11 protein-coding genes are annotated in these 11,660 nt (G+C 46.8%); all 11 read right to left on the bottom strand.

Annotated elements, in window-relative coordinates; translation table 11 throughout:
• Position 1 precedes the first annotated feature (1 nt).
• The 11 genes from P364_RS0111445 to nusA all read right to left on the bottom strand — a co-directional run bounded on the left by P364_RS0111445 (position 2) and on the right by nusA (position 11,636).
• Positions 2–979, bottom strand: a complete 978-nt coding sequence (locus P364_RS0111445) for a polysaccharide deacetylase family protein (protein ID WP_052016603.1) — start codon at positions 977–979, stop codon at positions 2–4.
• Positions 980–1,219: 240 nt separating this feature from the next.
• Positions 1,220–3,322: a polyribonucleotide nucleotidyltransferase gene (pnp, locus tag P364_RS0111435; RefSeq protein WP_024630263.1), complete on the bottom strand. Its 2,103-nt coding sequence runs from the start codon at positions 3,320–3,322 to the stop codon at positions 1,220–1,222.
• Between the two features lie 252 nt (positions 3,323–3,574).
• The gene (gene rpsO / locus P364_RS0111430) at positions 3,575–3,844 is read right to left on the bottom strand and encodes a 30S ribosomal protein S15 (protein WP_024630262.1); all 270 of its coding nucleotides are present in this window, start codon (positions 3,842–3,844) and stop codon (positions 3,575–3,577) included.
• Positions 3,845–4,003: 159 nt separating this feature from the next.
• On the bottom strand, positions 4,004–4,942 hold the full coding sequence (locus tag P364_RS0111425; RefSeq protein WP_024630261.1) for a bifunctional riboflavin kinase/FAD synthetase: 939 nt from the start codon (positions 4,940–4,942) through the stop codon (positions 4,004–4,006).
• Between the two features lie 66 nt (positions 4,943–5,008).
• Complete coding sequence (gene truB, locus P364_RS0111420; RefSeq protein WP_024630260.1) at positions 5,009–5,932, bottom strand: tRNA pseudouridine(55) synthase TruB; 924 nt, start codon at positions 5,930–5,932, stop codon at positions 5,009–5,011.
• On the bottom strand, positions 5,926–6,903 hold the full coding sequence (locus P364_RS0111415) for a DHH family phosphoesterase (protein WP_024630259.1): 978 nt from the start codon (positions 6,901–6,903) through the stop codon (positions 5,926–5,928). Before P364_RS0111415 ends, truB begins: the two co-directional genes overlap by 7 nt.
• A 19-nt stretch (positions 6,904–6,922) precedes the next feature.
• Positions 6,923–7,282 carry a 30S ribosome-binding factor RbfA gene (gene rbfA / locus P364_RS0111410; RefSeq protein ID WP_024630258.1) on the bottom strand — a complete coding sequence of 120 codons (360 nt, stop codon included), beginning with the start codon at positions 7,280–7,282 and terminating at the stop codon, positions 6,923–6,925.
• Between the two features lie 25 nt (positions 7,283–7,307).
• Positions 7,308–9,893 (bottom strand): translation initiation factor IF-2, encoded by a 2,586-nt coding sequence (infB, locus tag P364_RS0111405; RefSeq protein WP_024630257.1) that lies wholly within the window; start codon positions 9,891–9,893, stop codon positions 7,308–7,310.
• The gene (locus P364_RS0111400; RefSeq protein ID WP_029880929.1) at positions 9,886–10,215 is read right to left on the bottom strand and encodes a YlxQ family RNA-binding protein; all 330 of its coding nucleotides are present in this window, start codon (positions 10,213–10,215) and stop codon (positions 9,886–9,888) included. Before P364_RS0111400 ends, infB begins: the two co-directional genes overlap by 8 nt.
• A complete protein-coding gene (gene rnpM / locus P364_RS0111395) occupies positions 10,205–10,513 on the bottom strand; it encodes an RNase P modulator RnpM (protein WP_024630255.1) in 309 nt (102 codons plus the stop codon). Before rnpM ends, P364_RS0111400 begins: the two co-directional genes overlap by 11 nt.
• Before the next feature lie 25 nt (positions 10,514–10,538).
• The gene (nusA, locus tag P364_RS0111390) at positions 10,539–11,636 is read right to left on the bottom strand and encodes a transcription termination factor NusA (protein ID WP_024630254.1); all 1,098 of its coding nucleotides are present in this window, start codon (positions 11,634–11,636) and stop codon (positions 10,539–10,541) included.
• Positions 11,637–11,660 lie beyond the last annotated feature (24 nt).

The raw sequence follows: 11,660 nt of genomic DNA, 5'->3' as shown, positions 1-11,660 counted from the left end.
TTCACTCAACCGCTGAACCCTTCAATCGCTCGGATGACAACGTTTGACTAACGGTTCCAAGCGTCAAACCCTTGGCCCGTATGGAATCAATCATTCCTTTTAGAGCTCCTGAAGAAGCAGCCGTAGGATGCATTAGAATTAATGTGCCGGCTTCCACGTTTTTGGCGATCTTGGCGACAACAGAATCAGAACTCGGTTTGCGCCAATCCACGGTATCCAGAGTCCAAAGTACCGTTTGCAGTCCCATGCCGGAAGCAATGTCGACTGTTTGTTGATTAAAATCACCGGATGGCGGAGCAAACCAGTGGTTCTCCACACCCAACTTTTCTTTGAGCAGATCCTCTGTTTTACTGATTTCCAACTTGGCCCGCTCCGTACTCAACCGACTCATGTTTGGATGTGAGTATGCGTGATTCGATAACTCATGTCCACGCTTTTGGATTTCTTTGGCCAGTTCCTCGTTTTTGCTCAACCAGCTTCCATCCAGAAAAAAAGTAGCTTTGACTTTTTCAGCATCAAGCGTATCTAGCATCGGGATAATGAATTCATTGCCCCATGCTACATTTATCATAAATGATACCATGGGTTTTTCGGGATTTCCCCGATAAATCGGGTGTGCACCCAAATCTTTAAGCTGAATTTCAGGTTCAGTCTGCCGATAGACATATGCTATCTTCGTATTCAGCGTCCCACCAAGCGCCTTGCGATACGTGGCCTCCACATCGATCTCTATCCCGTTATACCCGGGTATCGCTTTCCAAACCCGATCCACCCTGGCATTTACCGGAGCGATTTTCGTTTCGGCTGCTTTATCCCGGATCGCCGACAACAGCTGATCTTCTCCGGTTGCCTCTTTAAACATATCAAATGCATTTTGCGTGCCTGGCCCATCACGAATTTCCGTAATGTATGTACGTACACTGCCCACTTGTCCGATCAGTATGACAGCTGTCATGCCTACCATGACAGCCGCCAGCATTTTGGATTGGTTTTTCACAGCTCCATCCTCCCGCCGTCTTTGTCCCCATCATATGAGGACAAGGGCAAGAATATGAATAAAACAGGCTGTTCATGTAAACGATCTTCAAAGCTGGATTCAAAGGCTTTAATGGATAAACAAGCGATTTCAAAAAAAGTATTTAAACGATAAAAAAAGAGCCAGAAATTCACATTCTGTCTCTTCATTCAATCTATCTTTTAAAAAACGATGGCACGCAGCCTAGGATTGAGCCGGAGCTTCGGCAGTCAATACAGCTTTGCGGGACAAGTTGATACGCCCTTGTGGATCAATTTCCGTTACTTTTACCGTAATGGAATCACCAATGGCAACCACATCTTCCACTTTAGCAACACGCTCAGTGGACAGTTGAGAGATGTGTACCAAACCTTCTTTGTTCGGCAACACTTCAACGAATGCACCAAACTTCTCAACACGTTTTACTTTACCGACATAAATCTCGCCGACCAGTACTTCGCGCACGATCCCTTCGATGATCGATTTGGCTTTATCATTCATCTCTTGGTTGGAAGAAGCGATAAAGACACGTCCATCCTGTTCAATATCAATTTTAACACCGGTTTCCTCGATGATTTTATTGATAATTTTACCACCTGCACCGATAACATCGCGGATTTTGTCCGGATTGATATGCATTGTTGTAATTTTAGGGGCGTATTGTGACAATTGCTCACGTGGAGTTTTCATCACTTCAGTCATTTTGCTCAAGATGTGCATACGGCCTTCTTTGGCTTGAGCCAATGCTTCGGACAAAATTTGACGATCAATACCATCGATTTTGATGTCCATTTGAATAGCTGTTACACCATCAGGTGTTCCTGCTACTTTGAAGTCCATGTCACCGAGGTGATCTTCCATACCTTGAATATCACTCAGAATGGATACATGATCTCCGTCTTTGATCAGACCCATAGCTACACCCGCTACTGGAGCTTTGATTGGTACACCTGCGTCCATCATAGCCAATGTGCTGGCACAAATACTTGCCTGGGAAGTAGAACCGTTGGATTCCAGTACTTCGGATACCAAACGAATCGTGTATGGGAAGTCCGTTTCGGAAGGAATTACTTTGGAAAGAGCACGCTCACCCAGAGCACCATGTCCGATTTCACGACGGCCTGGAGCACGCAGTGGACGAGCTTCACCTACGCTGAACGGCGGGAAGTTGTAGTGATGCATGAAACGTTTCGTTTCTTCAAGACTGATTCCGTCCAAAATCTGAACATCACCCAGTGCACCAAGTGTACAAATGCTGAGCGCTTGTGTTTGACCACGAGTGAACAGACCTGAACCGTGAGTACGTGGCAGCAGGGAAGTATCACATTCAATTGGACGGATCTCAGCGAGTCCACGTCCATCCGGACGAACTTTGTCATGTGTGATAAGACGGCGCACTTCTTCTTTAACGATATCGTGCAGCACTTCTTTTACATCTTTGAGCAGTTCAGGAGTCTCAATATACTTCTCTTCGAAGTGAGCAACAGTTTCGTCATTCACAACATCGATTGCATCCTGACGTGCATGTTTCTCAGCAATTTTAACAGCTTCAACCAGACGAGCACTGGCGAACTCACGTACACTGCTGTTAACTTCAGCATTAACGGTATGCAATTTCACAGCCATTTTCTCTTTACCAGCCACTTGTACGAGTTGTTCAATGACCGCAACAATATTTTTGATCTCGTCATGTCCGAACATGATTGCTTCAAGCATTACTTCTTCCGGAACTTCGTTCGCTTCAGCTTCAACCATCATGATGGCATCTTTGGTTCCTGCAACAACGAGTTCAATCTCACTTATCTCAAGCTGTGCAATCGTTGGGTTGATGATGAACTCGCCATCAATACGTCCAACTTTCACGCCACCAATCGGTCCGCTAAATGGAACATCCGAAATGCTCAGTGCAGCCGATGTACCAATCATGGCAGCAATTTGCGGTTCGCAGTCCTGATCCACACTCATAACGATATTAAGAACTTGTACATCATTACGGAAACCTTCCGGGAACAAAGGACGAATCGGACGGTCTGTCAGACGGCTCGAAAGAATCGCTTTCTCACTCGGTCTGCCTTCACGTTTAATAAATCCACCTGGGATTTTACCTACGGCATACAATCTTTCTTCATAGTTTACCGTTAATGGGAAAAAGTCCAGATCTTTAGGCTCACTTGATGCTGTTACGGTACACAATACAACGGTATCTCCGTATGTTACCTTAACGGCAGCATTAGCCTGCTTGGCCAAACGCCCTGTTTCAAGCGTAAGCGTTCTTCCACCAAGCTGCATTTCAACACGCTGTTCCATGAAATCCCTCCTTTTAATCGTTCCTAACACAATGGATTCTGCATTTTCACAGTATTTCCTGCTTGTCCTGCATTCATTAACTCCACAGCAACATGCTCACTTGCAAAACAAAAGCTCCTTGCGGAGCCGTCAGCTACAAATATATGGCAACATGTTCATCTACAAAACAACCCGGCTGTAAGCTCCGCTTGTCCTTTTAGACAAAGGAATGACGGATAACAGCCAGGTTGATTTAGAAAACATGTACGATAATTAACGACGCAATCCGAGTTTTTCGATCAGTGCGCTGTAACGTTTAACATCTTTGTTTTTAACGTAAGCCAAAAGCTTACGACGTTGACCTACCATTTTCAAAAGTCCACGACGTGAGTGGTGGTCCTTCTTGTGCGTACGCAAGTGGTCTGTCAAACTTTTGATGTTTTCCGTAAGGATAGCAACTTGCACCTCAGGTGATCCAGTATCGGACTCATGAGTTTTGTGCTCGTCGATCAGTTGTTGTTTACGTTCTTGAGTCAATGCCATCCTATTCACCTCCTTCATTATAATCGCCATTAGCCTCGTCGCCGCCGGTGAGAGCAAGCAACCAAGCCAAGGTTATTTGTTGTCTCAAACGACAACGTAGTACATTATATCATAGTTGCCCAGACAAAGTAAATGTAAACCTGTATTTTATCCTGGACCTCAAGATAACAGGCGGGCGGCGGTTAATGCATCTTCACGAATCTGACTGATCAATGCATCAATGGATTCAAACTTCCGTTCTGCACGAATGTAGTGAACGAGCTCAACCTTTAATTCCTGATCATATAACAGCCCATCAAAATCAAGCAAGTGCACTTCAAACGTAGGTTTCATCCCGCTTTCGTGAAAGGTAGGTTTCACACCAAGATTCATGACGCCACGCAGTTCCTGCTCCCCATACTGCACCCGAACAGCGTAGACGCCTTTTGCTGGCGTAACATAATGATCCGTGAGTTCAAGGTTAGCGGTAGGAAACCCAATGGTCCGTCCACGTTTCTCTCCATGAATCACTGTTCCCCTGATGCTGTAAGGTCGTCCGAGCCACTGACTGGCTTCGTCCATTTCTCCCCGCTTCAACAGGCCACGAATAAGAGAACTGCTCACCTTCTCCCCGTTTAACAGGAATGGAGGTACCGTTTCCACCGTCATTTGGCCTTCTCCCAATGTGCGAAGAAGCTGCTCATCTCCTGCTCCCTTGTGACCGAAGCGGAAGTCAAAACCAACTACGGCTGTTCGAGTCTGAAGCGGAAGCAGCAGGTCATGTGCGAATTGCTGCGGCGTCAATTTTGAAAACGACTCATTGAATTCTACCACATAGAGTACGTCTACACCCATTTCAGACAGGATGTCTTCTTTATCTCTCAAGGGAGTAAGATAACCCTCGTAATCCCCTTTGCGCATAACTTCCTTCGGATGAGGATGAAAGGTCATCACCGCTGCCTGCATGCCCGTTTCGCGTGCAATGCGGACAGCTGACAAAATGACACTTGCATGTCCGAGATGCAGCCCGTCAAATTGGCCGATCGCGAGCACTTGGGGTTGTGTGCCCTGAACAGCCGAATGTAACGTCTGCGGATAGGTTAGCATTACGGTTTTCACAATCATTCACCTGCATTTCACTTGATAGGCCAGGCTTGAGTACCACCACTCAAACCAGGAACCTCTTTATTCCGGTAAAAAGACTTTAACAGCTCTCACCGTTGCTTTCAATTCATCCCGCTCAAATATCCCCAGAAACGTCCCATCCTGATCATATAACCGCAATAGACCAGGTTGCTCAGCAGGCGGTTCGAGCAAACGCGCCGACAATTTCTGGCCTTGAAGTGCTCCCTTGGCCTGATCAGCACCAACCTTATGTGCCGGAATGGAAGAAATGGCTTCATCAACCGGAATCAGCACCTCGGCTAACGTTCCATCCATCATGCGTTGTTCCACTTCTTCAAAGCGGAGGCAGTGTTCTGCGGAAATGCCAGCCGATATCGTGCGCTCCAATTGTAGCATTGTGGACGGATATCCTAATTTCCTGCCGATATCCACACATAAGGTTCGAATATACGTCCCTTTGGAACATAGAGCACGAAACGATATATCCGTGGTGTCGCCTTGTTTCTCAATTCCTGTCAATTCCAGTTCATAGATCGTAACTTCACGACTTTTGCGCTCTACCGTTTTCCCTTCACGAGCAAGCTCGTAGAGACGTTTCCCATCCACTTTGACCGCCGAATACATAGGTGGAACCTGAGAGATGGTACCCAGGAATTGTTCCAGCACATGCTGAACCTGCTCCTGTGTTACCTCAACAGCCTTCTCTGACCGCTCAATAACCTCACCCGTCATATCCTCGGTGTCTGTAGACAGACCCAGTCGTAGCGTTGCCAGGTATTCCTTGGGGAGCTCCTGCATGTACTCCACCACACGTGTTGCCCGTCCAAGGCAGAGTGGAAGTACGCCAGTAACTTGCGGGTCCAATGTGCCTGTATGACCAATACGTTTCATTTTGAGAATGCGACGCATTTTGGCCACAACATCATGAGACGTAAATCCCGCTGGTTTGTACACCGGAAGTACGCCTTCAAATGGTTTTACCATTGAGTATTCACCTGCTTCAGCACTAGTGCGACGATATCTTCCAACTTACCTTCCACGCGACATCCAGCAGCGAGGACATGTCCGCCTCCACCAAAGTTCTGTGCAAGCGAAGCAACATCAACCTTGCCAGCCGACCGAAGAGATACTTTTACGGCATTATCATTGATCACTTTGAAGAAGATACCCACTTCCACACCTTGAATGTTACGCGGGTAATTGACTACCCCTTCAAGATCTTCATTGGCTGCACCACAAGCGATCATATCTTCTGGCGTAATGACTACCCAAGCAATTTTGCCATCGTCCGTCATTTGCAGACTTGAGAGTGCCTGATTCAATATACGTACTTGGGGAAGCGTCACCTGCTCTAGTAAAATTTGTGCGAGATAAGGCCCGTCCACACCATGTTCAAGCAATTTGGATGCGGTGGTCATCACATTAGGACTCGTATTGGCATAGCGGAATCCACCTGTGTCTGTTAGCAATCCTGTATATACTGCTGTAGCCACATCTTTATTCCATTTCACTGGGAAAAGATTAAGGAAATCAAACAGAATTTCAGCCGTTGCTGCCGCGTCTGGCTTAATGATGTTTACTGTGCCATATGCGTCATTCGTCGGATGATGATCAATATTTAAAATGACAGCATCTTCTTCGAAATAATGACGAGTCAGACCTACTCTGGAAAAGTCTGCACAATCCACACAGATTATCGCTTTATATTTCCGCTCCGGTGGTTGTTCGGTCATGTTCACGATCTTGCCAGCTTCCCACAAAAAATGCATGCGCTGAGGAATTTCACCTTCATTAATCATCGTGAATGTCTTACCCAGACATGACAGCAGCCAGCCCACCGTTACCGTCGAGCTGACTGCGTCACCGTCCGGCTGTACATGCGACACGACCAGGTAATCATCATGCTCCAGCAGAAATTGCTTTCCGTCCTGAAGCGCCTGTTCATAAGTGTGCATTGCCGTCTCCTTTATTCTGTTACTTGGATTCGTTCTTGTCGGTACCGATATCACCAAGCAGCTTCTCGATCCGGCTGCCATATGCGATGGATTCGTCGATCTTGAATATCAACTCGGGAACATGTCGAAAACGGATACGCTTGCCCAGTTCGGTACGCAAAAATCCATTTGCTTTGGCCAGCGCTTTAAGCGAGTTATCCTTTTGTTCCTGTTCACCGAAGACACTCAGATAAACCTTGGCTTGCGACAAGTCCCCTGTTACTTCGACTCCCGTTACGGTAATAAAGCCGATACGAGGATCTTTCAGTTCAGATTGGATGAGCAGACTTAATTCTTTCTTGATCTGCTCGCTCACTCTACCTGTACGAACCTTAGCCATTGTTGTTCACCTCATGCTTCCTTGCTTATCGTTGTACGGTCTCCATAATGAAGGCTTCAATAACGTCGCCCTCTTTGAGATCATTGTATTTATCCAGCGTGATACCGCACTCGTAGCCTTGGGCTACTTCTTTGGCATCATCTTTGTAGCGTTTCAGGGAATCCAGCTTGCCTTCGTAAAGGACGATGCCATCACGAATCACGCGTGCTTCCGCGGAACGGGTAATTTTACCCGAGGTAACCATACATCCAGCAATGGTACCCACTTTACTGATGGAGAATGTGCTCCGAACTTCAGCATGACCGATTACTTTTTCTTTGTAGATCGGATCAAGCATACCTTTCATCGCTTGTTCAATCTCTTCAATAACACTGTAGATCACGCGATGCAGACGAATGTCTACTTGCTCTTGATCTGCAGTCGATTTCGCCTGGTTATCAGGACGAACGTTGAAACCGATAACGATGGCATTCGATGCAGCAGCCAAAATGATGTCGGATTCTGTAATCGCACCAGCGCCGCTGTGAATGATTTTCACGCGCACACCTTCAACTTCGATTTTCGCAAGGGAACCTTTCAATGCTTCAACCGAACCTTGTACGTCACCTTTAATGATTACGTTCAGATCTTTGATTTCACCGTCTTTGATGTGCTGGAACAGATCATCCAATGTTACACGTGTGTTAGTACCCAGATCGGATTCACGTTGTGTAATTGCACGTTTGTCAGCGATGGAACGCGCTTTACGCTCATCCTCAAACACCATGAACGGATCACCCGCACCTGGAACCTCAGTCAGACCGGTAATTTCTACAGGTGTTGAAGGTCCAGCTTCTTTTAAACGGCGACCTTTGTCATTCACCATCGCACGTACGCGACCGAAGCAGTTACCTGCGACAAAAGCATCTCCGACTTTCAGTGTACCGTGCTGCACGAGAATACGGGCAACTGGGCCACGTCCTTTATCCAGCTCGGCTTCGATCACTGTACCACGGGCACGTTTGTCCGGGTTCGCTTTGTACTCGTTCACTTCTGCAACGAGCAGGATCATTTCAAGCAGACCTTCCAGTCCCATTCTTTGTTTCGCCGAAACGTTAACAAAGATGGTATCGCCGCCCCACTCTTCCGGAACGAGTTCATAGTTGGTCAATTCCTGTTTTACTTTATCCGGATCTGCACCCGGCTTGTCAATTTTGTTGACAGCTACGATAATTGGCAGCCCTGCAGCTTTAGCATGGTTAATTGCCTCAACCGTTTGTGGCATAACACCGTCATCAGCAGCTACAACAATAATTGTAATATCCGTAACCTGTGCTCCACGTGCACGCATAGCGGTAAACGCTTCGTGACCCGGTGTATCCAGGAACGTGATTTTTTTGTTGTTAATTTCTACTTGATAAGCACCGATATGCTGTGTGATACCGCCTGCTTCTCCGCCTGTTACATTCGTTGAACGAATCGCATCAAGCAATGTTGTTTTACCATGGTCAACGTGACCCATGATCGTAACTACTGGTGGACGAGATTGCAAGTCAGCAGGCTCATCATTCTCTTCCAGAGTTTCGAAGCGGTCATCTTCAAGGACAATTTTCACTTCAACCTCAACACCGAACTCTCCAGCAAGCAGCAGGATGGTTTCGATATCAAGCTCTTGGTTAATCGTTGCCATAACACCCATTGCGATGAGTTTTTTGATAACTTCAGAAGCATCTTTATGGAGCAACTTCGCTGTTTCACCAACAGTCATGTCACCACGCACGATGATTTTCTTAGGTGTGTTATCAATTTTCTCACGTTGTTGGTACTGTTGTTGATTTCTGTTGCGGTTGTTCTTGCCACCACGGTTACCGCGGAAGTTGCCGCCACGGTTGTCGTCATAACGACGTCCACCGCCACCGCTGTTTGAACGATTGCCGCTATTGTTGTTGTTATTGCCTGAATTACCTTGGCCGCCTCTGCGTTGGCCTTGTCCCGTGCTCTGTCCTTGGCCACCAGTACGGTTGCCGCCAGTGCCAGTGTTGCCACCGCTGTTTGGGCCAGCACTTCTTGTTTGACCGCCACCACTGTTCGTTGGACGTTGACCCGTACTTTGCGGACGGGATGCTGTGCTGCTTTGTCCACCTTGAGCTGGTCTTGGACGATTACTCGATTGTCCTCCTTGGCTTGAGCCTTGGGAAGAATTCGTTCTGTTGCGGCTGTCTTGGCCGCTAGGTCTTTGGGAGCCATTGTTATTGTTTGAATTTGGTCTATTGTTCATACCTACCTGCTTTTCCTGTTGTATTTTTGTTTGTACGGGACTACCGGATGTGTTATTGCTTTTCGGCGTGTTCACTCCGCCGGCCGGTTTGTTGCTGTCCACTGTTTTGTCACTGCGCATTGACGAAGTAGCAACGGATTTTGCTTCGTTGTTTTGTTTGGAAGCCGCAGTAGATTTTATATCTTTAAAAAATTGTTCCACCTTACCGACTGAACCATTCTCCATGACACTCATATGATTGTTTACGGGAATATCCAGCTTTTTAAGAATGGTTATAATTTCTTTACTACTCATATTAAGGGACTTCGCATATTCATAAACTCGCAATTTATCCTTGTTTTCCTGTTTACTCAATATACTCCACCTCCGACATTATACCGACTTGCTTGGAGATCATTTTTGCAAACCCTCGATCCGTTACTGCAAGAACAACCCGCGTTTCTTTACCGATACTTGAACCCAGACTATCCCGGTCAAATCCGATCACCAGTGGAACTTTATATGTCCCGCATTTGTCGCGAAATTTCTTTTGTGTATTGGCCGAGGCGTCACCCGCAACAATAACCATTTTAGCTTCGGAAGAACGGATCGCTTTAAGTACAATTTCTTCACCTGTTACAAGTTTGCCTGCACGCATGGAGAGTCCCAGATAAGACAATGTTTTGTTATTCATCATGTTCACGCTCCTGTGCTGCTATGAATTCGTCCTCTACCGCGACAAAATCAGCTGCCAATTGCTCATAAATTTCCGGTGAGACTTTGCCCTTTAGCGCCCGATCCAAAGACCGGTTTTTGAGTGCAAGCTTAAAACAGGACTCTTTGCCGCATAAATAGGCACCACGTCCGGACTTTTTGCCAGTCAAATCGATTAGCACTTCATCCTCTGGCGTTTTAACGATACGGATCAGCTGCTTTTTGGGCATCATTTTCTGACACGCCACACATTTGCGCAGCGGTACTTTTTTGGTTTTCATACGTTAGCGCCCCCCGTGCTTTACTTTAGTCGACGGAGATGGAATCTTGGTGCATTTCCAAAGAAGAATCTTTCTCTCTGCCGAATTCCTGTTCCGCCTGGCTCTCGCTCTTAATGTCGATTTTCCAGCCGGTCAGTTTGGCTGCCAATCGGGCATTTTGACCTTTGATCCCAATGGCGAGGGACAGCTGATAGTCAGGAACAATAACCCGAGCCATCTTTTCTTCCTCAAATACTTGAACTTCCAATACCTTGGAAGGACTAAGTGCATTAGCCACATATTCGTCTACCTGGTCGGAGAAACGAACGATGTCAATTTTTTCACCGCGCAGCTCACCCACAATGGTCTGCACGCGCATTCCCTTAGGACCTACACATGATCCAACCGGATCAACTTCCTCATTGCGGGAATGAACGGCAATCTTGGAGCGGAAGCCCGCTTCACGTGCGACGGAGCGAATCTCGACTACACCGTCAAAAATTTCAGGTACTTCCAGTTCAAAGAGACGTTTCAGCAAGCCCGGATGGGTACGGGACAAAATGATTTGCGGCCCTTTGGTCGTATTCTCGACCTTGGTGATATACGCTTTAATACGGTCACCATGAACAAACTTCTCGTTCGGCATCAATTCGGTCAGCGGTAAAGCCGCTTCGATTTTGCCCAGATCGATGTAGATATTGCGCAAATCCTGACGCTGCACCACTCCCGTAACGATATCTTCTTCCTTATCAACGAAAGCGTTGTAGATCAGGCCGCGTTCGGCTTCACGAATCCGCTGTGTAACTACCTGTTTGGCAGTTTGTGCGGCGATACGTCCGAAATCACGCGGCGTAACTTCAATCTCCGCAATATCTTCCAGCTGGAAGTGTGGGTTGATCTCTCGTGCAGCAGGCAATGAAATTTCGGTACGTGAATCCAGGACTTCTTCCACGATCAATTTGCGGGCATATACCCGGATAACACCCGTATTGCGGTTCATGTCAACACGCACATTCTGGGCGGTGTTGAAATTACGCTTGTAGCTGGAGATAAGCGCTGCCTCGATCGCTTCAAACAGCACATCCTTGCTGATCCCTTTTTCCCGCTCCAATTCATTCATTGCTTCAATAAAATCCATACTCATGAATGTTGATCCCCCTTTCAAACA

The sequence above is a fragment of the Paenibacillus sp. MAEPY2 genome (assembly GCF_000499205.1).
GTDB lineage: Bacteria > Bacillota > Bacilli > Paenibacillales > Paenibacillaceae > Paenibacillus > Paenibacillus vandeheii.
Note: the sequence above shows the minus strand (reverse complement) of the source record. Positions and strands in the feature narration are given on the sequence as shown.

Coding starts and splice junctions, on each gene's coding strand:
- P364_RS0111445 (WP_052016603.1), bottom strand. CDS start 979: ATGCTGGCGGCTGTCATGGTAGGCATGACAGCTGTCATACTGATCGGA.
- pnp (WP_024630263.1), bottom strand. CDS start 3,322: ATGGAACAGCGTGTTGAAATGCAGCTTGGTGGAAGAACGCTTACGCTT.
- rpsO (WP_024630262.1), bottom strand. CDS start 3,844: ATGGCATTGACTCAAGAACGTAAACAACAACTGATCGACGAGCACAAA.
- truB (WP_024630260.1), bottom strand. CDS start 5,932: ATGGTAAAACCATTTGAAGGCGTACTTCCGGTGTACAAACCAGCGGGA.
- P364_RS0111415 (WP_024630259.1), bottom strand. CDS start 6,903: ATGCACACTTATGAACAGGCGCTTCAGGACGGAAAGCAATTTCTGCTG.
- rbfA (WP_024630258.1), bottom strand. CDS start 7,282: ATGGCTAAGGTTCGTACAGGTAGAGTGAGCGAGCAGATCAAGAAAGAA.
- P364_RS0111400 (WP_029880929.1), bottom strand. CDS start 10,215: ATGATGAATAACAAAACATTGTCTTATCTGGGACTCTCCATGCGTGCA.
- rnpM (WP_024630255.1), bottom strand. CDS start 10,513: ATGAAAACCAAAAAAGTACCGCTGCGCAAATGTGTGGCGTGTCAGAAA.
- nusA (WP_024630254.1), bottom strand. CDS start 11,636: ATGAGTATGGATTTTATTGAAGCAATGAATGAATTGGAGCGGGAAAAA.